The organism is Bradyrhizobium sp. USDA 4473, from assembly GCF_054063335.1.
Map to the genome: position 1 here is coordinate 2,102,594 of NZ_JBSSGE010000001.1, position 24,210 is coordinate 2,126,803.

Consider the following 24,210-nt stretch of genomic DNA (forward strand, 5'->3'; position numbering starts at 1 on the left):
GCCGCGCGAGGAGGAACCGCCATGGACGCGATCGTGGACGCGAAGTGCAAGGAATCCGCTCGCCATTCCGGCCAGCAGCAGTCCGGCCATCGGATGCTGATCACGCCGGAGCGGGTGTTCTATGCCGGGCTGCTCGGCCGTCCGCGCGAGCGCTGTCCGGGCGCATTCCATGTCTATGTCGCAATCCGCGACGGGTTGCATCTGTCGACCAGCGAGGGGCGCGAGTCCCACGGCGAGCTCGCGGTGACGATGCCGAACCTGCGCCACACCATCACCAGCGAACATCCCTCCGCGATCTGCGTTGCGATCGAGCCGGAGAGCGTGCCCGATGGCACGCTGGAAGCCGTCGCTCGCCGTCTGCAAGGACCCGACTCGCATTTGTTTGCGAACCGGATTCGCAACGCCTATGCGACGCTCGCCGAGATGCAGCATCGCGACGCGATCGCGAATGCCGAGTTCGACACCATGTGCTTCGGCGATGCGCTGCCGCAGCGCGTGCTCGATCCGCGCGTCGTGCGCGCGATCGGCCGCATCGGACAATTTTCCGGCGAGCCGGTGACGGCCGCCGGCTGCGCTGCCGAGGCCGGCCTGTCGCCGTCGCGCTTCCTGCATCTATTCAAGGAGGAGACCGGGATCTCGTTCCGGTCCTTCCGTGCCTGGAAGCGCGCGCGGTATCTGCTGCACTTTGCCAACCAGGACATCAACCTCGCGCATCTCGCGCAGGACATCGGTTATCCCGACTCGACCCATTTCAGCCACTCGATCCGCCGCTTCTACGGCTTGAAGCCGCGCGCGATCTTCTCCGGCTCGCGTGACCTCGCGATCTATCGGACGGGGCAAGCGGCGAACGAGCGCGCGTTGACCTAGATCGGCGTCCCGGCGGGTTGCGTTTCGCTGCATGCAGGCTGTGACTTAACCTCCCCTTGAAAAAGCGGGTGGGGATCAAATCTCTCCGCTTGCAGCGTCGCTTGCGGCTGACCCATCCCGACCTTCTTTCTTTCAGGCGGAAGGGGAGGACGGGCGACGGCGGCGGACGCCGGGACGAAGGCTACAAATTCGCGCCCTGGATCACCTCGCCGAATCGCAACCAGCCTGGCCCCTCGATCCGTTGGAGCTGCAGCTGCTGCAGCGGGTGGTGATTGGTCGGGCTGGTGTTGACCTTGATGCCGGGCAATAGCGTCGGGACATAAACGTCCCTGAGATTGTTCGCCTGCGCCATGATGTTGTCGCGGCTGAAATTGCCCTTGCACTGCTCGAGCACGATCTTGAGCACGTTCGCCACCATATAGGCGTAAAGATTGTAGCCTTCCTTCGGATTGCCGTCGGGGAAGTATTTTTCCATGAATGCGAGGAAATCCTTCACGCCTTGGTCATTGGCCCAGGCAGGGTCGGCAACGTCCTTGATATAGGCCGACGAGATTGTGCCCTGCGCCTTGTCGAGACCGACGGGGACGATGGTCGAGGACAACGACGCTGCGCCGCTCGCGATGAAGTGCATCGGCTTCCAGCCAAGCTCGTAGATCTTGCGGATCGATTGCGCGCAGAACTTTGCCGTGGTGCCCGAGATCAGCACGTCGGGGTTGGCGCCGCGCAGCGCGACGATCTGGGAATCGATCGTAGGATCGGTGACCTCATGAGAGGCCACCACGGCCGACGTCGCGAACCGCTCGCCCAACACATCCTTGGTGCCGGCGACGAAATCCTTGCCGAGATCGTCATTCTGGTAGAGCACCGCGATTTTGGCGTCCTTGTGTTGACTCAGCGCATATTTGACGAACACCTGCGCCTCGGTCCGCGCGCTGGGCGCAAAGCCCATGGTCCAGGGATAGGATTTGTAATCACCCCATTTGTCGCCATTCACCGACAGGAACAGATGCGGCACCTTGGCGGCGTTGATGTATTTGACGACGGCCGAGTTCGGCGCAGTGCCGAGCATGTTGAACAGGAAGGCGACATTGTCGCTCTCGATCAGGCGGCGCACCTGCTCGACCGTCTTCGCCGGATTGAACGCGTCGTCGTAATAGATGTACTTGATCTGCCGGCCGGCGATGCCGCCCTGCTCGTTCAGCATCTTGAAATAGGCTTCCTGGCAGCGCGCCTGCACGCCGAGCGCGGACACCGGTCCGCTCAGGGAAGTGGTGCTGCCGATCCTGATCTCGGTCGCGGTGACGCCGGGCGTGTCCTCGGCGAGCAAGGGCCTGAGGCCTCCGACGGCGGCAAGTCCCGCGCCTGCCGCACTCGCGAGCCAGGTGCGCCGGTTGATCGAGACCATGACGTTCTCCCCGTGATGCCGGCTTGTTGCGCCGCTTTGCTTTGCAGCAAGGTTACGCATCATGTGGACGTTGCGTCTTGTGTTAACCGGCTGACAGCCGATTCCGACGTGATCGCATCCTCTTAGCCAGTCAACGCAAGATGGTGCGAAGGCAAATTTCTCATCATGGGAAAATCAGCAGCGCATGTGCGCTGCAAAGCGGACAACAGACCATGAGCGACAAGGCTGTCATCACCTGCGCGCTGAACGGCGTGCTGACCGACCCGAAGCAGCACAACGTCCCGGTGACGCCGGAAGAAATGGCGCGCGAGGCCAAGGCCGCATTCAACGCCGGCGCCAGCATCATGCACATTCACCTGCGTCAGCAGGCGCCCAACAAGGGCCACCTGCCGTCATGGGAAGTGGCCGTCAGCAAGGAGATCCAGCAGGCGATCCGCGAGGCCTGCCCCGGCGTGATCATCAACCACACCACCGGCACGTCAGGTCCGAACTACCAGGGCGCGCTCGATTGCGTGCGCGAGACCAGACCCGAGATCGCGGCCTGCAATGCCGGCTCGCTGAATTATCTCAAGGTCAAGGCCGACAACACCTGGGCCTGGCCGCCGATGATGTTCGATAACGCGGTCGAGAAGGTGCAGGACTATCTCGACGTGATGAAGGCCGCCGGCACCATTCCCGAATTCGAATGCTTCGATGTCGGCATCGTGCGCTGCGTCGGCATGTACCGGCAGACCGGGATGTATTCCGGGCCGCTCGAATACAATTTCGTGATGGGCGTCGCCTCGGGAATGCCGGCGGATCCTGAGCTGTTGCCGATCTTGCTCAAGCTGAAGGCGCCTGACGCGCATTGGCAGGTCACCGCGATCGGCCGCGCCGAGATCTGGCCGCTGCACCAGCACGCCGCCGATCTGGGGGGCCATCTGCGCAGCGGGCTGGAAGATACGTTCTATCTCGGTGACGGCACCAAGGTGACGTCGAACGGGCAGCTCGTCGAAGGCCTCGCCGCCTGCGCGCGGCGCGCCGGCCGCGAGATCGCGAGCCCCGCGGAAGCGCGGCAGATTTTTGGGGTCAGGCACTAGGGCTGTCATTCTGGGGCGCACGCAGCGCGAGCCTGGAATCCATCAGGCCGCATGTCCTGTCGCGCCATGGATTCCGGGCTCAGCCCTTCGGGCTGCCCCGGAATGACAGCGAGTGAGGAGCAGGGTTGATGGCCATCATCGAGAACGCAATTTCCACCGGCAGCGCCGCGTTCCTGGGCAATCGCGATGGCATGCTCGCCCTGATTGCCCGGATGCGCGGGCTGGAGGAGCGGACGCGCGCAGCGTCGGCCGCGGCAAAGGACCGCTTCCACAAGCGCGGGCAGCTGTTGCCGCGCGAGCGCGTCGCGCTGGTGCTCGATCCCGGCTCGCCGTTCCTCGAACTGTCGACGCTCGCCGGTTACATGTTCGACGTGCCGGATCCGGACAAGAGCGTGCCCGGCGGCGGGCTGGTCGCCGGCATCGGCTTCGTCTCCGGCATTCGCTGCATGGTCAGCGCCAACGATTCCGGCATCGATGCCGGCGCGCTGCAGCCCTATGGTCTCGACAAGACGCTGCGGGTGCAGGAGCTCGCGCTGGAGAACAAGCTGCCCTATGTGCAGCTGGTCGAGAGCGCCGGCGCCAACCTGCTGCGTTACCGGGTCGAGGATTTCGTCCGCGGCGGCAACATCTTCCGCAATCTGGCGCGGCTGTCGGCGGCGGGGCTCCCTGTCGTTACCGTTACCCACGGCTCTTCGACCGCGGGCGGCGCCTACCAGACCGGCCTCTCCGACTACATCGTGATGGTGCGCGGCCGCACCCGCGCGTTCCTCGCCGGACCGCCTCTGCTCAAGGCTGCCACCGGCGAGATCGCGACCGAAGAGGAGCTCGGTGGCGCCGAGATGCACACCCAGGTCTCCGGCCTCGGCGATTACCTTGCCGAGGATGACCGCGATGCGCTGCGCATCGCGCGCGAGATCATGGCCAAGCTGCCATGGGATCGTCTTTGGGATCGTCCTCGCGACCGGCCGGCGCCGACGCCAGCCGCGTTCAAGCCGCCGCGCTACGATGCCGAAGAACTCCTCGGCATCATGCCGATGGACCACAAGCGCCCCGTCGACATGCGCCAGGCGATCGCGCGCTTCATCGATGATTCCGACTTCACCGAGTTTGGCGCCAATTACGGCCCGGCGACGGTCTGCGGCCATGCCCGCATCCAAGGCCAAGCGATCGGCATCATCACCAACAACGGCCCGCTCGACGTGCCCGGCGCCAACAAGGCGACGCACTTCATCCAGGCTTGCTGCCAGTCGCGCACGCCGATCCTCTACATGAACAACACCACCGGCTACATGGTGGGCAAGGCCTATGAAGAGGCCGGCATGATCAAGCACGGCTCGAAGATGATCCAGGCGGTGACGTCGGCGACGGTGCCGCAGATCACGCTATACTGCGGCGCCTCGTTCGGCGCCGGCAATTACGGCATGTGCGGCCGCGGCTTCCATCCGCGCTTCTGCTTCTCCTGGCCGAATGCCAAGACCGCCGTGATGGGCGGCGAGCAGGCTGCCGAAACCATGGCAATCGTCACCGAGGCCGCTGCCATCAGGCGCGGCAAACCGATCGAGAGGGAGAAGCTGGAGGCGATGAAGGCGCAGATATCAGGCGTGTTCGACGGCCAGATGGACGTGTTCTCGACCAGCGCCCGCGTGCTCGACGACGGCGTGATCGATCCGCGCGATACGCGGACGGTGCTGTCCGAGATACTTTCGATCTGCCGCGAGGCCGAGGCACGCACCCCGCAGCGCATGCAGTTCTCGGTGGCGCGGCCATGAGCGGTACCATCGTGAAGCGGACGCCGTTCTTCAAGATCCTGGTCGCCAACCGCGGCGAGATCGCGCTGCGCATCATGCGCTCGGCGCGGCGGCTCGGCTATGGTGTCGTCGCGGTCTATTCGGATGCCGACCGTGATGCACTGCATGTGCGCGAGGCCGATCAGGCGGTGCGGATCGGCGAGGCATTGCCGGCGCAATCCTATCTGAAGATCGACGCGATCATCGCAGCCGCCAAGGCGAGCGGCGCCAGCGCGGTGCATCCCGGTTACGGTTTCCTCGCCGAGAACGAGGACTTTGCGCAGGCCTGCCGCGATGAGGGGCTGGTGTTCATCGGGCCGTCGCCGGAAGCGATCCTGGCGATGGGCAACAAGGCCGGCGCCAAGGATATCATGCAAAAGGCCGGGGTGCCCTGCGTGCCCGGTTATCAGGGCGCCGATCAGAGTGACGCCGTGATGCTGGCGGAAGCCAAGGCGATTGGCTTTCCGGTCATGATCAAGGCGGTCGCCGGCGGCGGCGGCCGCGGCATGCGGCTGGTTGTGGATACTGCGGCGTTTCCTGATGCGCTGCGCAGCGCGCGCTCGGAGGCGCAAGGCGCGTTCGGTGATCCCACCGTGATTTTGGAGCGGGCGATCGTCGATCCCCGCCATATCGAGATCCAGGTGTTCGGTGATCGCCATGGCAATGCCATCCATCTCGGCGAGCGTGATTGTTCGGTGCAGCGGCGGCACCAGAAGCTCATCGAGGAGGCGCCGTCGCCGGCGGTGACACCGGAGTTGCGCGCGCGGATGGGTGCGGTCGCCGTCCAGGCGGTGAAAGCGATCGGCTATGAGGGCGCTGGCACGCTGGAATTCCTGCTCGATCGCGCTGGCAATTTCTACTTCATGGAGATGAACACACGGCTGCAGGTCGAACATCCCGTCACCGAGGCGATCACCGGACTCGATCTCGTGGAATTGCAGTTGCGGGTCGCGCGCGGCGAGCCGCTCGGTGTGAAGCAGGAGGACGTCACCTTTTCCGGCCATGCCATCGAGGTGCGGCTGTGCTCGGAGGATGCCGGGCACGACTTCATGCCGCAATCCGGGTCGATGGCGCGGTGGCAGATACCCGATGGCATCCGCGTCGAACACGCGCTGCAGTCGGGCTCGGAGATTCCGCCGTTCTATGATTCGATGATCGCCAAGGTCATCAGCCATGGCGCCACCCGCGACGAGGCGCGCGGCAAGCTGATCTCAGCCCTGGAGCAGGTCACGGCGTTTGGCGTCACCACCAACCAGGGCTTCCTGATCGACTGCCTGCGCCACCCGGTGTTCGCCAAGGGCGAGGCGACCACCGCCTTCATCGGCAATAATCGCGAGGCGCTGCTGGCGCCGCGGCCCGATCGCAGCAGCGATCTCGCGCTGGCGGCACTGCTGCTCTATGTCACCAATCCGCATGCGCCGCCATGGCAGCGCGGCCGGTCGCTGGCTGCGACATTCCCGCTCGGCCTGCGGATCGACCTCGGCCACGGCGTGCAGGAGATCGAGATCGTCCGCGAGCGCGACGGCAGTTATCTCGCGGCCCGCAATGGCGATCGCTTCAGCTTCGTGATCGACGAGCTGGATCAAGACAGCATCCGCTTCCACCATGATGGCGTGATGGAGCAGGCCAAATTCCTGCGCGACGGCGACCGGCTCTTTGTCCTGCATCGCGGCGTCACGCTGTCAGCCCGCGATCTCACGCTCGCGCCGCCCGAGAGCGCGTCAACCGCCGGCGGCGACGGCAAGGTCCGCGCCGCGATGAACGGTCGGGTCGTCGCGGTCTTGGTGAAGGCCGGCGACAAGGTCGCGGCGGGCCAACCTGTCATGACGCTGGAGGCGATGAAGATGGAGCACGTCCATACCGCTGGTGTCGCGGGCACGGTGTCCTCCATTGACGTCGCCGAGGGCGAGCAGGTGACAACGGGGAAGATCGTGGTGGAGATCGAGACGGCGGCGTAGCCGCTGTCATAACCGCTGGGTCCCTGCTTTCGCAGGGACGACAGCTCTATTCGCTCCGCCCCGTCCCATCATTCAGCCAGCACGCTACCTGATGCCCGGGGCCGGCTGCCTGCAGCGCCGGCCGCTCGGTCTTGCAGTGATCGATCGCGCAGCGGCATCGGGTGTGGAAGGCGCAGCCTGACGGCGGGTTGATCGGGCTCGGCACGTCGCCGTCGATCAGTGGCGCGGTGCGCCTGGCCTTCGGATCGGCGATCGGCACCGAGGCGAGCAAGGCTTGCGTATAGGGATGGCGCGGATTGGCAAACAGCTCGTGCTTGTCGGCGATCTCGACAATACGGCCGAGATACATCACCGCGACGCGGTGGCTGATATGGGCGACGACCGCGAGGTCGTGCGCGATGAACAGGTAGGAAAAGTTCTGCCTGCGCTGCAGGTCGATCAACAGATTGATCACCTGCGCCTGGATCGAGACGTCGAGCGCCGAGACCGGCTCGTCGCAGACGATCAGCCGCGGCCCAAGCGACAGCGCGCGCGCGATGCAGATGCGCTGGCGCTGGCCGCCGGAGAACTGGTGCGGAAAGTTCTTCATCTGGTCGGGCCGCAGCCCGACCTGCTGGAACAGCTCCGCGATGCGCTCCTGCTTCTTCGCGCCGGTCGCGATGCCGTGCACGCTCAAGGGCTCGCCGACGATGTCGCCGGCCGTCATGCGCGGGTTGAGCGAGGCGAACGGGTCCTGGAACACGATCTGCATCGAGCGGCGATGCGGCCGCAGCGCGGTCTTGCTGAGCGGCGCGATATCCTCGCCGTCGAGCTTGATCGCACCGCTGGTCGGCTCGACCAGCCGCAGCACGGTGCGCGCCACCGTCGACTTTCCGCAGCCGGATTCGCCGACCAGGCCGAGCGTCTCGCCGGCGCCGAGCGCAAAGCTGACGCCGTCGACCGCATGCACGGTGCCGACCTGCCGGCGCAGCACGCCGCCGCGCACCGCATAATGCTTGACGAGATCGGTGACCTCGAGGAGCGGGCGTTGCGTGGTCATGACGCCTCCGCCAGGTCGCCGGCGCGCCAGCATGCCGCCCAGTGGTTGGGTCTGACCTCGTCGAGCGGCGGATATTCCTGGCGGCAGCGATCGATAGCCAGCTTGCAGCGCGGCGCAAAGGCGCAGCCGGGCGGCAGGTTGGTCAGCGACGGCACCATGCCGGGAATTTCGTTCAGCCGTGCGTCGCTCTCTGCGCCGAGCGCGATCACGGCCGGCATCGAGGCCATCAGCCCGCGGGTGTAGGGATGCAGCGGCGTCTCGAACAGCGATTCGACCGTCGCCTCTTCGACCTTCTTGCCGGCATACATCACGATCACGCGCTGCGCGGTCTGCGCGACGACGCCGAGATCATGGGTGATCAGGATCAGCCCGGTGCCGAGCCGCTGCTGCAGATCGACAATCAACGCCAGGATCTGCGCCTGGATGGTGACGTCGAGTGCGGTGGTCGGTTCGTCCGCGATCAATAGCGCCGGCCGGCACGCCAGCGCCATCGCGATCATCGCGCGCTGGCGCATGCCGCCGGAGAGCTGGTGCGGATATTCCTGGGCGCGGCGCTCCGGCTCCGGAATGCGCACCAGCCGCAGCATGTCGACGGCTTGTTTCCAGGCTTCGTTGCCGCTCACGTTCTGGTGTAGCCGCACCGCCTCGATGATCTGGTCGCCGATCCGCATCACCGGATTGAGCGAGGTCATCGGCTCCTGGAAGATCATCGAGATGCGGTTGCCCCTGATGTCGCGCATCGCGGCATCGTCGAGCTTCAACAGGTCGGTGCCTTCGAGTGTCACCGAGCCACCGACGATGCGGGCCGGGCGGATCGGGCACCAGGCGCATGATCGAGAGCGCGCTGACGCTCTTGCCGCAGCCGGACTCGCCGACGATCGCCAGCGTCTCGCCGCGGCGGACGGAGAACGAGACGTCATCGACAGCGCGGAACAGGCCGGAGTTGGTGAAGAACACCGTTTGCAGGTTCTTCACCTCGAGAACCGTATCGAGCGTCTTAGCCTCGGTCATCAGCCGCGCTGCCTCGGATCGAGGATGTCGCGCAGCGCGTCGCCGAACAGATTGGTGCCGAACACCGCGAGGCTGATCGCGATGCCGGGAAAGATCACCAGCCACGGCGCGGTGCGGACATATTCGGCGGCGGATTCCGACAGCATGCGGCCCCATGACGGATAGGGTTCGGGGATGCCGAGGCCAAGGAACGACAGCGATGCCTCGGTCAGGATGGTCGAGCCGAGCTGCGCGGTGGCGAGCACGATCAAGGGGGCGATGGTGTTCGGCAGCACGTGGCGCAGCGCGATCCGCATCTCGCTCATGCCGATCGATTTGGCGGCTTCCACGAACGGCTGTTCGCGGAGCGCCAGCGTGTTGGCGCGGATCACACGGGCAACGGTCGGGATCAGGGGGATGGCGATCGCGAGGATCACGTTGGGCAGCGAGGGGCCGAGCGCCGCCGTCATCACCAGCGCGAGCACCAGCAGCGGCAGCGATTGCAGGATATCGGTCACGCGCTGGAACACGAGATCGACCCAGCCGGAGAGATATCCGGAGGCGAGGCCGACGATCACGCCCAGCGTGGCGCCAAGCATCGTGGAGCCGATGCCGACCGCGAGCGAGATCCGCGCGCCATGGATGATGCGGCTCCAGACGTCGCGGCCGAAGGAGTCGGTGCCGAACCAGTGCAGCGCGGAGGGGGCGGCCAGGCGGTGTGCGGAATCGACGGTCAGCGGATCGTAGCGGCTGATGACGTCGGCGAAGATCGCGGTCAGCATGAACAACAGCATGATGACAAGGCCGATCGTGCCGAGCACGTGTCGCTGCGCCAGGAACGCAAACCGTCCCCAGCCGCCGGTGGCGTTGGCCCCGGCGCGTCGCAATTCACTTTCGAAGTTGATGGTCGCCACGCCGCCTCTTTAGTTGAGCATGATCATATCGGAAAACCGGTTTCCACTTTCCTGATCATGCTAGTCTCCGAACCGGATACGTGGATCGATCGCCGCATAAAGCATGTCGACGATGAAATTCACCACGACGACGACGACCGCGATGAACATCACGAGGTTCTGCACAATCGGGTAGTCGCGCCAGCGCAGCGCCTCGACCAGGAAGCGTGCGATGCCGGGTATGTTGAAAACGGTCTCGGTCACGATCAGGCCGCCGATCAGGAACGCGGCCTCGATGCCGACCACGGTGATCACCGGCAGCACCGCGTTCTTCAGCGCGTGGTGATAGTTCACCGAGGCCTCGGAGGCGCCCTTGGCGCGCGCGGTGCGGATATAGTCCTGGCGCAGGATCTCCAGCATCGAGGAGCGGGTGATGCGCATGGTCAGCGCCGCGCTGCGGAAGCCGACCGCCATTGCCGGCACCGCATAGATGGTCAGCGCCTCGAGCCAGGTCGTCGGGTTCGGATTGAAGATCGGCATGGTGCCGAACAGCGAGACCGAAGCCATCAGGATCAACAACCCGAGCCAGAACGACGGCAGCGACAGGCCGCTGAGGCTGACGACGCGCAGCGCATAATCGAGTTTCGAGCCCTGATGCACGGCGCTGATCACGCCGAGCGGGATGCCGATCGAGGCGGAGAACAGCAGCGCAAGTCCCGCCAGCCGCGCGGTGATCGGAATCCGCGGCAGGATCTCCTCCAGCGCCGGTTTCTCCGAGACGTAGGAATAGCCGAGGTCGCCGTGCAAGAGGCCGCCGATCCAATGCAGATACTGGATCACGATCGGCTGGCTCAGGCCAAGCTCGCGCTCGAGATTGGCCTTGTCGGCGGGATCGACGAAGCCCGCGGCGTCGAACAGGATGTCGACGATGTTGCCAGGCACCACGCGCAGCAGCACGAAGATGATGACCGAGATCCCGAACAGGGTCACGAGCATCAGGAACAGCCGCCGCACGATATAGGCAAACACCCTGGCTCTCTCCCTGATCTCGCCTGTGGCTTTCTTTTGACGCGTTTTCTAGACGCGAACCGGTATCCACTTCGCTCGAAAACGCTATGACTATTTATCCAGCCAGACGTCCTCGTAACGATAGCCGTTATACGAGCTGTTGGACATGATCGTGACATTCTTCACGTAAGGCTTCCAGCAGGTGCCGGTGCGGGCATGGAAGATGATCGGACGCGCGACATCCTCTTGCAGCTTCTTGTCGATCTCCCAGACCAATTTCTTGCGCTTGTCGAGGTTGGTCTCCTCGGACTGCTGGTCGAACAGCTTCTCGATCTCCTTGTTGCAATAATTGGTGTAGTTCCGCTCCGAGCCGCAGGCATAATTCTCGTAGAACGATTGGTCCGGTTCGTCGACGGCGTTGCCGGTGAGGTTGAGGCCGAGCGAGTAGTCCTTGCGGGCGATCTTCGGGAACCATTGCGCGGTGTCGACGACGTCGAGCTCGGCGTCGATATAGATGCTCTTGATCTGGTCGATCAGGATGATCGCGGGATCGCGGTAGACTGCGATGTTGCGGGTCGACACCTTGATCTGCAGATGCTTGTCCGGGCCATAGCCCGCCTTCTGCATCAGCTTGCGGGCTTCCTCGCGGTTCTTCTCGACATCGGGACCGTAGCCGGGGATGGATTCCAGCATGTCCTTCGGCATCGCCCACAACCCGTCCGGCGCCGGCTCCATGGTGCCGCCGATGTCGCCCTGGCCCTCGAACATGATCTGGATGAACGCCTTGCGGTCGAGCGCCAGCGCCAGCGCGCGGCGGACATCGAGGTTGTCGAATGGCGGTGCGGTCGAATTGATGATGATGTTGGTGGAGACGTTGTTCGGCTCCACCACGCAGACCGCATTCGGGTCCTGCGACTTGACGTCCTTGAGCAGCGGGATTGATACCTCGGTCGGGAACGTCATATCGAACTTGCCGGAGACGAAGCCGAGGATCGCGGTCGAACGGTTCGGGATGATGGTGAACTCGATGCCGTCGAGATAGGGCAGGCCCTTCTTGAAGTAATCGGGGTTTTTCGTGAGCTTGATCGATTCGTTGGCCTTGAACTCGACGAACTTGAACGGCCCGGTGCCGACAGGCTTGGTACGCATCTCTGCCGGCGACACATGGCAGGGATAGACCGGCGAATAGCCCGAGGCGAGCAGCGACAATAGCGCCGGCTGCGGCCGCTTCAGCTTGAACGACGCCTCATAGTCGCCGTTGGTGGTCACCTCGTCGACTTGGTCGTACCAGGACTTGCGCGGGTTCTGCCGCAACTTCTGCTGCGACTTGCCCATCAGCATGTCGAAGGTGCATTTGACGTCGGCCGCGGTGAACGGCTTGCCGTCATGCCACTTCACGTCCTTGCGCAGCTTGAAGGTCAGCGTCTTGTTGTCGCCGCTCCAGGCCCAGCTTTCCGCGAGCTCGGGCCGGATCGTGCTGGTGCTGTTCTGGGCGATGTGCTGGTCGAAGATGACGAGGTTGTTGAAGATCGGCATGAACGGAACGTTCAGCGAATAGGTCGCGCCCTCGTGGATCGAGGCACTTCCGGGACTGTCGCGGTGATAGATCCTGAAGATGCCGCCGGATTTCGGCTCGGCTGCACGTGATACGTCACTGACGGTCAACACAGACAACACCGCAACGGCCAGCGCTTGCACGCTCCGCATGGTCCCCTCCCGCATGTCGGTCTCAATGGCCGATTGGCATCGACGATACCACGGTGAGCCTGTCGGGCAACCAGCGAGGGCCGCGAAGGGATTGGCAATTCGGATGACGCGAGTGCATTAAAATTTCCACGGACTGGGAATATTGACTGTGATGGCGCGGAACTCGGGTTGTTTTGCTATGCAGTGACGCATCTCCGCTTGAATTCGATTGCGAGCGCCGACGCGTGCGCTGTGAAGCAGTCCGCTATCAGCGACAGTTTGTCGCCGATTACGGTGTGGCTGCCGATTCGTTCTCCGTCATCCTGAGGAGCGCGAAGCGCGTCTCGAAGGATGAACGGCCCCGCTGGCGGCCGCCGATCCTTCGAGACGCGCGCAAGAGCGCGCTCCTCAGGATGACGGTGAGAGAGCATTGTCGTCCTTCACTCCGCCGCCTGCGACGAGGGTGGGCTCACGCTCGCGACGCCATCGGCATCCGTCGCCGAGATCGTGGTGCGGATCATCAGGCGGCCTTCATGTGCCGGCCAGGGGCGGCCGCGATGCATGGTGGCGCGGTTGTCCCACATCACGACATCGCCCTGCTTCCATTGATGCAGATAGCTGACGCCGGGCGCGGTCGCAGCCTCGGTCAGTTGCTCGATCAGCGCCTTGCCGGCCTCGGCATCCATGCCCTCGACGCCATAGGCGTGGGAGGCGAGATACAGCGCGCCGCGGCCGTTGACCGGATTGCGCCACACCATGCGCCAGCACACCGGCGGCAGTGCATCGACTTCCTCTGATGTCGCGAGGCCGGCTGCGACCTTGCTGCGCGAGTGCGCGTAGGAGTGCCAGGCGAACGAGTTCTCCAGCCGCTTCGCCACATCCTTGTCGAGCCGCTCGAAGGCCAGCCGCATCGAGACGAACTCGGTCTCGCCGCCATGTTCGGGGATGATGCGCGCCGACAGGATCGAGGTCAGCGCCGGCACGCGCTTGAAGGACGAGTCGGTGTGCCAGAGCTGGTTGGCCCGGGCGCGCAGCTGCTGCCGGTGGTCGGATGGCACCACCTTGCCGTCGGGCCCGAAGGTCGAGAGGATCACGAAATGCGAGCCGGTGCCCATCGAGCCGACCTTGGTCGTCTCGGGCGGACCGAAGCGGCGCGAAAAGGCGAGCTGGATGTCGTCGCTGACCTCCTGGCCGCGGAACACCAGCACCGAATGTTCCTCGAACGCCGCGCGCACCGCGGCATAGGCCGCATCGCTGGCCGCGACATCCGACAGCGTCACGCCGCGCAGTTCGGCGCCGAAGCCCGGCTTGAGTGGAATCACTTCCATCGGCACATTCTCCCTGACTTTTCTTGTTGGGCCGAGGTTAGGGGAAAAGCTCGCCGGCGGCAACGCGGCCCACGCCGCCTCACCCCATCGCGATCAGATTGTGCCGCGCGCGCCGATCGGCGACCTCGATGCGTTGCGTGACGAAGGCGAACAGCGCCCAGCTGGCGTGAAACGCAACGCCGGCCAGGATCACGATCTCTCCGGGTATCGGGCCGATCGAAGCGCGGTCCCAGATCGCGCTCATCGTGGTCAGCGGCAGCGGATGGATCGCAAGCTTGCCGTAATAGGCAATGGCCTGGATCGCGAAGATCCAGCCATAAGTCCGGCGCAGCCGCCGGCCGACCGCACGCGCAAAGCTGATGTGATAGCTCGGTTTGCGATAGTCGTTGGCGAGCAGCTCAGTCCATGGCGCAGTCGGCGAGGGATCTTCGCCGCGGATCATCGGCGCGTAGAAATCAGTTTCGAGCAGTCGTGCCCGGGCGCGCCACACATTGAAGTAGCGATAGCGCCTTGCTTCGAACAGCAGGAAGACGGTGACCAGCAGGCCGACCAGCACCATCGGCAGGGGCGAAGCATCCGCGTTGCTATAGGTCGCCGACAGCGCGATCCCGGTCGTGACCACCGCCCAGTTGGTCGAACTGTCGAGGCGGGTGCGCCAGACCGTGCTGCGATAGACTTCGCCGCGATAGAGGTGGGCGAGCGCGCCGATCTCGGCGGCAGTGAATTCGAGCCTTCCGGCCTGCACCGGCTGGGGCTCGCGCGGCTGGGGCGACGGCATGGCGGCCTCCGGCGAAGCTGGCTTGCAATGGCGGAGCATAACGCCGAATCCGCGCGGCGGGCGAGTCTGTTACGTCGCCCGCCGTTCCCGGCCGCGCGCGCCCCGGCTGGCCGCGCCGCCAGACTCAGACGATCCGCGAGGTCTTGTTGCCCCAGTAGCGATCGCGCAGCAGGCGCTTGTAGAGCTTCCCGGTCGGCAGCCGCGGCAGCTCGGCCTCGAAATCCACCGAGCGCGGCACCTTCTGGCGCGACAGCGAGCTGGCGCAGAACGCGATCAGCTCCTCGGCGAGCTCCGGCCCCGGCGCCACGCCCTCGGCCGGCTGCACCACCGCCTTCACCTCCTCGCCGAGATCGACATTGGGCACGCCGAACACCGCGGCGTCGGCGACCTTGGGATGGGTGATCAGGAGGTTCTCGCATTCCTGCGGATAGATATTCACGCCGCCGGAGATGATCATGAAGGTGGCGCGATCGGTCAGATAGAGGAAGTTGTCGTCGTCGACATAGCCGACGTCGCCGACCGTGCTCATGCTGCCGTCGGCCGAGCGCGCCTCGCTGGTCTTGGCCGGATCGTTGAAATATTCGAACGGCGTGGCGGTCTTGAACCACACGGTGCCCGGCGTGCCCTTCGGGCAGGGCTTCATGTTCTCGTCGAGAATGTGCAGGTCTCCGAGCAGCACCCTGCCGACGGTGCCGCGATGCGCCAGCCACTCCTCACTGTTGCAGGCGGTGAAGCCGAGGCCTTCGGTCGCGCCGTAATATTCGTGGATGATCGGCCCCCACCATCTGATCATGTCGTCCTTGACCAGCGCCGGGCAGGGCGCGGCGGCATGGATCGCGATCTCGAGCGTCGACAGATCGTAACGGGTGCGGACCTCCTCAGGCAGCTTCAGCATGCGCGAGAACATCGTCGGCACCAGCTGGCTGTGAGTGATGCCCCATTGCTCGACCAGCTGGAGATACCGTTCGGGATCGAAGCTCTCCATGATGACGACGGTGCCACCCATTCGGATGGTCAGATTGACCGCGGCCTGCGGTGCCGAGTGATAGAGCGGCGCCGGCGACAGGTAGACCATGCCCTCGCGGTAGTGCCAGAGCTTGGTCAGGAAATCGAACAGCGGCAGGTTTTGCGATGGCGGCTGCTCTGGGAGCGGCCGCACGATGCCCTTGGGACGGCCCGTGGTGCCGGAGGAATACAGCATCGCGGTGCCGGCATATTCGTCCGCGATCGGCGTTGCCGGCAGCCCGGCGGTCGCGTCGCGCAATCCGACGATGCGCGCGCTCTCGCTGTCGCCGTCGACCACGATGCAGAGCTCGACCTGCGGGCACTCCTTCAGTGCCTCGCGTGCGATCTCGAGCTTCAGCTTCGAGGTGATCAGGATCCGCGACTGGCTGTTGGTCAGGATGTAGGCGAGCTCGCCCGGCGTGAGGAAGGAATTGACGCAGGTGAAATAGAGGCCCGACCGCTCACCGGCACCACAGGCCTCGAGGTAACGGTTGTTGTTCTCCATGAAGATCGAATAATGATCGAGCCGCTTCATGCCGCGGTTGCGGAACAGGTGCGCGAGGCGGTTGCTGCGCGCCTCGAGTTCGCGATAGGTGACGATCTCGCCGGTGCCGGCCATGATGAAGGCGGGCTGCAGCGGGCGCAGGTAAGCGTGCTTGCCGGTGTACATCGAACTCCAGATCCCCCTCAATCTTTGCCTTAAGCCGCCATCTCCAGAATCTCGCGAACCTCTGACGGATCGTCGATCTTGCGCGGATTGCGTGGCACCCAGGGCGTGCGCATCGCACCCGCAGCGATGCGATCGAAATGTTGGGGGCCGACGTGCACCTCACGCAGGCTGCGCGGCATGCCGAGGTCGCGGATCAAGCGGTCGAGCACGTCGCCGGCGTCCTTGCCGGGATGCCCCATCGCGGCGGCGACCAGCGCCTGACGGTCGGCATTGTCGCGCTTGTTCCAGCGCATCACCGCGGGCAGCATCACGCATGAGGTGTAGCCATGCGGCACGTCGAACTCGGCGCCGAGCACATAGCCGATGCCGTGGCTCGCGCCCATCGGTACGCCCGATGCAAGCGGGCCGGTCGAGAGCCAGGTGCCGATCTGGCAATCCATCCGCGCCGAGATGTCCTTCGGATTGGCCTTCACGCGCGGCAGGCCGGCCGCCAGCATCTCGAGCCCCTTCAGCGCCTGCGCATCGCCATAGGGATGCGCCTCGCGCGAGCAGATGCCCTCGACGCAATGATCGACAGCGCGGATACCGGTCGACAGGAACAACCATTCCGGCGTGTGCACCGACAATTCCGGATCGAGGATGGTGGCGCGCGGCATCACCAGCGGATGGCGCAGCATCTCCTTCTGCCGCTTGGCCTCGTTGGTGACGCCGGCGATCGAGGAGAACTCGCCCCCGGCGATCGTGGTCGGCACGCTGATCTGGCGCACGACGGGCGGCTTCATTTCGGGCGAGACGCCGCCGCGGGTGCGGATCGTGTCGATGCCGTCGGATGTGGTGACGTCGTTGGCAAGGCAGAGCTGCACCGCCTTGGCGCCGTCGGTGATCGAGCCGCCGCCGATAGTGACGATCAGATCGGCCTTCGCAGCGCGGGCCTGCTCCGTGGCCGCGATGACAGCGGCGCGCGGCGTATGTGCCGGCATCCTGTCGAAGGTGCCGACGCAGCGTGGGCCGAGCGCGCGGCGGATCTTCTCGATCTCATCGGTGCCGCGGTTCAGCGTGCCCGACACCATCAGGAAGGCGCGCGCGGCGCCGAGCCGGTCCAGTTGCTCGACGATGGCCTCACAAGCGGGCCGCCCGAACACGACCTCCTCCATGGCGCCGAATACGACACGGCCTTGGTGCACGCGGGTCTCCTCCCTCAATCCGGTCCGCCTTGCTGGCGGTTCTGTGCGGAGAGGTTAGCGGAGGAAATCGGGGCCGTCATCAGTGCTCCTGCGCGTGGTTGCACGATCGCGCCGCCTATTCCGCTGTCGTCCCTGCGAAAGCAGGGACCCATAACCACAGGGTGGTGTTGTTGAAGTGAGCTGTGGCCCCCGCGCTGGCCAAGCAATTGTCATTGGTGGTTATGGGTCACGGGTCGCGCGGAGCCTGTCATCGGGCGGCGCTTCGCGCCGACCCGTTGGCTTGCCCGGGACGACATCGAATATGTGGTGCTCGCTTGAGGATCATAGACCCGCAATCTCGCGGCCGATTGAGTCCGAGTCTTGCGTTTAGTTGCCCTGCGCCTTGTTCATGAAGTGAGCAGAAGGAAGCTCGGACAGAACATGTCGCGAGACAAAACGCGCCGAAGCCGGGCCGCGCTTACTTCACCGCGGAGAAGCGGGTGTCGAACGAGTTGGTCTGAACGACAGGTGCGGAGCCGGCGAGCTGGGTCGACGAGGTCGGAGCCGGTGCGGCGGCTGCGGTGTCGGTCGCCTGCGGCTTCGGCGCGGGCTTGGCGGCTTGCTTCGGCTCCGCCTTCGGGGCGACGCGAACCACCGATTGCGGCTTGGCTTCGGCGACCTTCGGCTTGGCGGGCGTGGCAGCGGCTGGCGCCGGCGCGGTCGCCTTGCTGGCGTCGGCGGTGGCGCCGCCGATGCCGACCTTGCGGGCAAAGCTCGAGAAGAAGCCTTCGGACTTGTCGGACGCATTCGCCGAAGCGACGCGGGTGTTGGCCGCAGGTGCGGTCGAGGAGGTCGTCGCCACCACCGGCTCTTCCTGCTGGACCGCGAGATTGGGCCGCGGCGGATTGACCGTGCCTGGGATCGTGCCGGGCGCGCGCGCCAGCGCCATCGAGGCCAGCGCCTGGCTGTCACCACCTTCGGACAGGCCGGTGTTTCCTTCCGGAATCTTGGAGGCGAAGATCGCGTTCATGCCGCCGTCGATGCCGGTGTTGAGGCGCGCCACCGGCGTGCCCTTGGACACCAGCTTGGCGATCTCGGCGTCGTCGCGCTGCTGCTTCTCGCGCACCGCGCTCGTGATCTCCTCGGGGATCACATAGGCCGGGCACTTCGCCGACGCGTTGAACACCGGATCGCGGGTCGCATCCGGCGGCTTCACCGCATCGAACACGTATTTCTTCTCGCAGAAGTCGACCTTCGGCTCCTGCTTCGTCACCTCGAAATGATCATTGCCTTCCTTGATCATCTTCCAGAAAGGCATGTTCGGGTTGTTGCGGTGCTTGGCCATGTTCACCGGCGTCATCCGGAACGGATAGGCCTGGAACTGGAACGCCTTCTGGCCGCCGAAGAAGGATTCGCGACCGAGCGAGTAGATCTCGGCGATCTGCTCGTCGGTCATCGCGTAGCAGCCGCGCGACGAGCAGTCGCCATGCACCATCAGCTCCGAGCCGGTTCGGCCGAGCGCCTTGTCGAAGGCGTTGGGATAGCCGGTGTTGAACGAGAGATAGTAGGCCGACTGCGGATTCATCTGGCTCGGGTTGATGGAATAGAATCCTTCCGGCGCCTGGCGGTCGCCTTCGCGGACCTTGGGGCCGAGGTCGCCCGACCAGCGGCAGATCGGATAGGTCTTGAGCAGCGCGAACTGGCCGGATCGGGTCTGCTTCCAGACCTCGAGCTCGGCCTCCTGCTTGAACAGGCGGACCAGGATCGGCGACTGCAGATCCATGTCCTTCTCGGCCATGGCGGCGACGAGCTTTGGCGGGACCGGCTGGTTGGCCTTGGCGTTCTGGGCGAGCGAGATCTGGTCGCTGTCACAACCGGCGAGCATGACGCCCGCGGCGAGGACTGCCGAAGTCAGAAGCGCGCGTACGAGCGTGCGATGAGTCAAGTCCGAGCTCCACACCCACCGGGCGATTTTCGCGACCCCAACACGGCGAATATGCCCTGAAGCCATTGTGTAAAATATTAGCCTTCGACCACCCCTGCTCGCAACCTGAACCGGGGCTGACAGCCTTCACGGTAGCAGGCATGGTTCAAGGAACGTTAAAGACCCGGCTCGGGGCCCAATTGCGGCAAAATTGGTCGATTTGGGCGAAAAATCCGGCCGTTTGGGCGCCTCAGCCCAGCTTGCGGCCGATATCGAGGAACTTCTGGCGCCGCTGTTTGCGAATCGCGTCCGGATCAAGATTTCGTAGGTCGTTGAGTGCCTGGGCGATCGCGTCGCCGGTGGTCGCGATCATCGCGGCGGGGTCGCGATGCGCGCCGCCGGAGGGCTCCTTGAGGATTTGGTCGATCACGCCGAAGCGCAGCATGTCCTGCGCGGTGATCTTCATGCTGTTGGCGGCTTCCTGCGCCTTGCTGCCGTCGCGCCACAGGATCGAGGAGGCCGCCTCCGGCGAGATCACGCTGTAGATCGCGTGCTCCATCATCAGGACGCGGTTGGCGGTGGTGATCGCGATCGCGCCGCCCGACATGCCCTCGCCGGTGACGATCGCGACATTGGGCACGCCGAGTGACAGGCAGGCGTCGGTCGAGCGCGCGATCGCCTCGGCCTGGCCGCGCTCCTCCGCGCCGATGCCGGGATAGGCGCCGGCGGAATCGACGATCGACAGCACCGGGATGCCGAAGCGATCGGCCATCTCCATCAGGCGCACCGCCTTGCGGTAGCCTTCGGGGCGCGCCATGCCGAAATTGTGCTTGATGCGGCTGTCGGTGGTGGCGCCCTTCTCCTGGCCGACCACGCAGATGCTCTCGCCGCGGAAGCGGCCGAAGCCGCCGATCAGCGCCTCGTCGTCGGCGAATTTGCGGTCGCCGGCCATCGGCGTGAATTCGGTGATCAGGCCACTGACGAAATCGGTGAAGTGCGGCCGCTGCGGATGCCGCGCCACCAGCGTCTTCTGCCACGGTGTCAGATTGGCATAGAGGTCGGTCAGCGCCTGCGCCGCCTTGTCCTCGATCCGCGCGACCTCGTCACCGATGTCGCTGCCGCTGGCGGCAAGCGTGCGCAACTCGTCGATCTTGGATTCAAGCTCGGCGACGGGTTTTTCGAAGTCGAGATAGCTGCGCATCGGGTCGGGCATCAACTTAATATAGGGAGGAACAATGCGAGGGGCGAAGCGGATTCGGCGGTGACAAGAGAAGTTTTGTAACTTCAATCGGTTAACGCGCATTCAGCGGAATGCACGCTTCGGGATCGCAGGCAGGCCACGCTCTTTCTGCGGAGACGGCGCGGAAGTCAAGGCGGATCAGGTGAAGGTATCGAGGTCTCCAACGCTCGTAGCCCGGATGGAGCGAAGCGTAATCCGGGGTAGATCGGGCTACGGATGGTCTGTCCCGGATTGCGCTGCGCTTCATCCGGGCTACGGGGCCTGCGACGTTTCCGCCAGCGGATGCAGGTCGCGGACCAGGCTCTTCAGCCGCTCCTCGACCACATGGGTATAGATTTGGGTGGTCGAGATATCGGTATGGCCGAGCAGGGTCTGCACGATGCGCAAATCCGCGCCATTGTGCAGCAGATGGCTGGCGAACGCATGACGTAACACGTGCGGGGAGACCAGCCGGGGCGCAAGGCCGGAAGCCGCCGCAAGCTCCTTCAGGTCGCGGGCAAAATGCTGCCGGGTCAAATGGCCGCTCTCGCCGGAGGACGGAAACAGCCATTTCGATGCTGCTGCCTTCTTCGCCTTCGGCTGCATCACCTCCAACGCGGCGAGGTAGTCCGCCATCGCCTGGCGCGAGGCCTCGTTCAGCGGCACCAGCCGCTCCTTGTTGCCCTTGCCGCGCACCACGATCATCCGCGCATCGCGCCGCGCCGCGGAGACCGGCAGCGACACCAGCTCGGAGACGCGCAGGCCGGTGGCGTAGAGCACTTCGAGCAGGCAATACAGCCGCAGCGCGCGCAGCCGTTGCGCCGGCGAGACATCGGTCCGGGTCAGTTCCTTGGCACGGGTCAGCATGCGGTCGACGTCGGCGATCGACAGCACTTTGGGCAGGCCGCGGCCGCGCTTCGGCCCGGACAGGATCGCGGCGGGATCGTCGGCTCGGACCTGCTCGTTGAGCAGGAAGCGGTAGAGATGCCGCATCGCCGACAGCCGCCGCGCCACGCTGGTCGACTTGAAGCCCCTGGTATCGAGGTCGGCGAGGTAGCCGCGCAGCGCCTCGGTGTCGGCAGTGGTGAAATCGGCGCCGGCATGGGCGAGGTAACCGGAGAAATCGGTGAGGTCGCGCCGGTAGGCGTCGAGCGTGTTGAGGCCTGCGCCCTGTTCCGCGGCGAGCATGTCGAGGAACAACGCGGTCAGTTTGGCGTCGGAGGACTTGGCAGGCGGCTTGGTCTGAACCTTGGCTGGCATGCCGGAATCATAGCGGCTATTTCTTGAGGAACTTATCGGGCGGAATGGTCACGGTCATTTCCCGCGGTTTCGGCTGCACGAAATTCGCCAGCGCGAAGACGATGCCGTACCCGATCCCGAAAATCACGGCGACGACCGTCAGGAAGCGGAACAGGCTGGGCATAGAGGCGACTCGGGCGGCGAATTAACCAATGAAATCATCCAACATGTTCCCCGCGCGGTTGCAAGAGTCGCTGGTAACGGTATCGCCGGGGGTAGTATAGGTGGCTCGAATTCCAAACAATTCGTCCCAATATCCGAGCTTTTTGATGTCCGACGCAGCCGTACCGGCACCCACCCACCCGACCCTGGAGGCCGATATCGCGGCCGCGCTGGGGCTGCGGTCGATCGTGCTGGTCGGCATGATGGGGGCCGGCAAGTCGACCATCGGCCGGCGGATGGCGGCGCGGCTCAAGCTGCCCTTTGCCGATGCCGACACCGAGATCGAGGCGGCGGCCCGCATGACGATCCCGGAAATCTTCGAAACCCATGGCGAGCCCTATTTCCGCGACGGCGAGGCGCGGGTGATCGCCCGCATCCTCGACAGCGGCCCGGTCGTGCTGGCGACCGGCGGCGGCGCCTTCATGCGCGATGAGACCCGCAACCGGATCCGCGACCGCGCGATCTCGATCTGGCTCAAGGCCGACAGTGATATCATCATGCGCCGGGTCCGCCGCCGCGCCGACCGTCCGCTGCTGCAGACCGCCGACCCGGAGGCGACCGTCAACCGGCTGCTCAGCGAGCGCGAGCCGGTCTACAAGAATGCCGACCTGACGATTGCCTCGCGCGACGTGCCGCACGATCGCATCGTCGACGAATGCCTCGCGGCCCTGCATGCGCATCTGTGCGGCGTGCGTCCGGCCGGCGGGCCGCCACCTGATGGATTGAACGCGACCTCATGACTGCGCCCTTGAAACACTCCGCCTCCGTTACCGTCGACGTCGCGCTCGGCGACCGTGCCTATGACATTGTCATCGGCCGCGACGTGCTGGCCTCGCTCGGCGAACGCGTCGCGGCGCTGCGGCCCGGCGTGCGCACCGCTATTGTCACCGACCGCACCGTCGCCAAGCACTGGCTGGAGCCGACCGAAGCGTCGCTTAAGGCCGCGGGCGTGCCGACATCGCAGATCGTCGTCGAGGAGGGCGAGGGCTCGAAGAGCTACGCGACGCTGACGCAGGTCAGCGAGGCGCTGATCGCGGCGAAGATCGAGCGCAACGATCTGGTGATCGCGCTGGGCGGCGGCGTGGTCGGCGATCTTGCCGGCTTCGCGGCCGCGATCCTGCGCCGCGGCGTCGATTTCGTGCAGGTGCCGACCTCGCTGCTGGCGCAGGTCGATTCCTCGGTCGGCGGCAAGACCGGCATCAACTCGCCGCAGGGCAAGAATTTGATCGGTGCCTTCCATCAGCCGGTGCTGGTCATCGCCGACACCTCGGTGCTCGATACGCTGTCGCCGCGCCAGTTCCGCGCCGGCTACGCCGAGGTCGCGAAATACGGCATCCTCGGCGACGAAGCGTTCTTCGCCTGGCTGGAGAAGAATCACGCCGACATCTTCGGGGGCGGCGCCGGGCGCGAGCACGCGATCGCCACCTCCTGCCGCGCCAAGGCCGGCGTCGTCTCCCGCGACGAGCGCGAGACCGGCGAACGTGCGCTGCTCAATCTCGGCCACACTTTCGGCCATGCGCTGGAAGCCGCGACCGGCTTCTCCGATCGCCTGTTCCACGGCGAGGGCGTCTCGGTCGGCATGGTGCTGGCAGCGGAATTCTCGGCGCAGCTCGGGATGATCTCGTCCGACGATGCGACCCGCATCGCGCGTCATCTTTCCGCGGTAGGGTTGCCGACGCGCCTGCAGGATATCGCAGGCTTTACGCAGGAAGGCCTTGTCGATGCCGACGCATTGCTGGCGCTGATGGCGCAGGACAAGAAGGTCAAGCGCGGCAAGCTCACTTTCATTCTGCTGGAAGCGGTCGGCCGCGCCGTGATTGCCAACAATGTCGAGCCGCAGCCGGTGCGCGACTTCCTGCAAGCCAAGCTCAAGGCCTAGAGCGGGATGACTCTTCTTCGAATCGTCACCCCGCTCTGTCTGCTTGATTCGAGCATGATCTTTTCGGAAAA

General features: G+C 65.1%; 19 protein-coding genes and 1 pseudogene. 6 read left to right on the forward strand and 14 right to left on the reverse strand.

Features of this window, described 5'->3' with window-relative positions:
* Positions 1-21 precede the first annotated feature (21 nt).
* The gene (locus ACVW17_RS09835; protein ID WP_456751695.1) at positions 22-867 is read left to right on the forward strand and encodes a helix-turn-helix domain-containing protein; all 846 of its coding nucleotides are present in this window, start codon (positions 22-24) and stop codon (positions 865-867) included.
* 181 nt (positions 868-1,048) lie between these two features.
* Here the strand turns inward: ACVW17_RS09835 and ACVW17_RS09840 are convergent, their stop codons facing one another.
* Entirely contained in the window at positions 1,049-2,272 is a 1,224-nt protein-coding gene (locus ACVW17_RS09840; protein ID WP_456751696.1) for an ABC transporter substrate-binding protein, read from the reverse strand.
* A gap of 212 nt (positions 2,273-2,484) precedes the next feature.
* Here ACVW17_RS09840 and ACVW17_RS09845 point away from each other — a divergent pair, with 212 nt between their 5' ends.
* The 3 genes from ACVW17_RS09845 to ACVW17_RS09855 all read left to right on the forward strand — a co-directional run bounded on the left by ACVW17_RS09845 (position 2,485) and on the right by ACVW17_RS09855 (position 7,096).
* On the forward strand, positions 2,485-3,351 hold the full coding sequence (locus tag ACVW17_RS09845) for a 3-keto-5-aminohexanoate cleavage protein (protein WP_456751697.1): 867 nt from the start codon (positions 2,485-2,487) through the stop codon (positions 3,349-3,351).
* Positions 3,352-3,479: 128 nt separating this feature from the next.
* Positions 3,480-5,120: an acyl-CoA carboxylase subunit beta gene (locus ACVW17_RS09850; RefSeq protein WP_456751698.1), complete on the forward strand. Its 1,641-nt coding sequence runs from the start codon at positions 3,480-3,482 to the stop codon at positions 5,118-5,120.
* Positions 5,117-7,096, forward strand: a complete 1,980-nt coding sequence (locus ACVW17_RS09855) for an acetyl/propionyl/methylcrotonyl-CoA carboxylase subunit alpha (protein WP_456751699.1) — start codon at positions 5,117-5,119, stop codon at positions 7,094-7,096. The genes ACVW17_RS09850 and ACVW17_RS09855 overlap by 4 nt, the downstream gene beginning before the upstream one ends.
* 46 nt (positions 7,097-7,142) lie before the next feature.
* Here the strand turns inward: ACVW17_RS09855 and ACVW17_RS09860 are convergent, their stop codons facing one another.
* From ACVW17_RS09860 to ACVW17_RS09920, 13 genes and pseudogenes are all read right to left on the reverse strand, one after another.
* Positions 7,143-8,135 (reverse strand): ABC transporter ATP-binding protein, encoded by a 993-nt coding sequence (locus tag ACVW17_RS09860; protein WP_456751700.1) that lies wholly within the window; start codon positions 8,133-8,135, stop codon positions 7,143-7,145.
* Positions 8,132-9,146: pseudogene (locus ACVW17_RS09865) on the reverse strand (ABC transporter ATP-binding protein). The gene ACVW17_RS09860 and the pseudogene ACVW17_RS09865 overlap by 4 nt, the downstream one beginning before the upstream one ends.
* Positions 9,146-10,039, reverse strand: a complete 894-nt coding sequence (locus ACVW17_RS09870) for an ABC transporter permease (RefSeq protein ID WP_456751702.1) — start codon at positions 10,037-10,039, stop codon at positions 9,146-9,148. The pseudogene ACVW17_RS09865 and the gene ACVW17_RS09870 overlap by 1 nt, the downstream one beginning before the upstream one ends.
* 60 nt (positions 10,040-10,099) lie before the next feature.
* Positions 10,100-11,047, reverse strand: coding sequence for an ABC transporter permease (locus ACVW17_RS09875; RefSeq protein ID WP_456751703.1), 948 nt, complete (start codon positions 11,045-11,047; stop codon positions 10,100-10,102).
* A gap of 90 nt (positions 11,048-11,137) precedes the next feature.
* Positions 11,138-12,733, reverse strand: a complete 1,596-nt coding sequence (locus tag ACVW17_RS09880; protein WP_456751704.1) for an ABC transporter substrate-binding protein — start codon at positions 12,731-12,733, stop codon at positions 11,138-11,140.
* A gap of 419 nt (positions 12,734-13,152) precedes the next feature.
* Positions 13,153-14,040, reverse strand: a complete 888-nt coding sequence (locus tag ACVW17_RS09885) for a TauD/TfdA dioxygenase family protein (protein WP_456751705.1) — start codon at positions 14,038-14,040, stop codon at positions 13,153-13,155.
* 79 nt (positions 14,041-14,119) lie between these two features.
* Positions 14,120-14,818, reverse strand: a complete 699-nt coding sequence (locus tag ACVW17_RS09890; protein WP_456751706.1) for a DUF2270 domain-containing protein — start codon at positions 14,816-14,818, stop codon at positions 14,120-14,122.
* Between the two features lie 124 nt (positions 14,819-14,942).
* Positions 14,943-16,493, reverse strand: coding sequence for an AMP-binding protein (locus tag ACVW17_RS09895; RefSeq protein WP_456751707.1), 1,551 nt, complete (start codon positions 16,491-16,493; stop codon positions 14,943-14,945).
* 29 nt (positions 16,494-16,522) lie between these two features.
* Positions 16,523-17,677, reverse strand: coding sequence for an iron-containing alcohol dehydrogenase (locus ACVW17_RS09900; protein WP_456751708.1), 1,155 nt, complete (start codon positions 17,675-17,677; stop codon positions 16,523-16,525).
* 457 nt (positions 17,678-18,134) lie between these two features.
* Positions 18,135-19,601, reverse strand: coding sequence for a L,D-transpeptidase family protein (locus tag ACVW17_RS09905; RefSeq protein ID WP_456751709.1), 1,467 nt, complete (start codon positions 19,599-19,601; stop codon positions 18,135-18,137).
* Positions 19,602-19,830: 229 nt separating this feature from the next.
* Positions 19,831-20,793 carry an acetyl-CoA carboxylase carboxyltransferase subunit alpha gene (locus tag ACVW17_RS09910; RefSeq protein ID WP_456751710.1) on the reverse strand — a complete coding sequence of 321 codons (963 nt, stop codon included), beginning with the start codon at positions 20,791-20,793 and terminating at the stop codon, positions 19,831-19,833.
* A 279-nt stretch (positions 20,794-21,072) separates the two neighbouring features.
* Entirely contained in the window at positions 21,073-22,059 is a 987-nt protein-coding gene (gene xerD, locus ACVW17_RS09915) for a site-specific tyrosine recombinase XerD (RefSeq protein WP_456751711.1), read from the reverse strand.
* Positions 22,060-22,075: 16 nt separating this feature from the next.
* Positions 22,076-22,222 (reverse strand): hypothetical protein, encoded by a 147-nt coding sequence (locus tag ACVW17_RS09920; protein WP_021081569.1) that lies wholly within the window; start codon positions 22,220-22,222, stop codon positions 22,076-22,078.
* Positions 22,223-22,367: 145 nt separating this feature from the next.
* Here ACVW17_RS09920 and ACVW17_RS09925 point away from each other — a divergent pair, with 145 nt between their 5' ends.
* Entirely contained in the window at positions 22,368-23,000 is a 633-nt protein-coding gene (locus tag ACVW17_RS09925) for a shikimate kinase (protein WP_456751712.1), read from the forward strand.
* Complete coding sequence (gene aroB, locus ACVW17_RS09930; protein WP_456751713.1) at positions 22,997-24,139, forward strand: 3-dehydroquinate synthase; 1,143 nt, start codon at positions 22,997-22,999, stop codon at positions 24,137-24,139. The genes ACVW17_RS09925 and aroB overlap by 4 nt, the downstream gene beginning before the upstream one ends.
* Positions 24,140-24,210 lie beyond the last annotated feature (71 nt).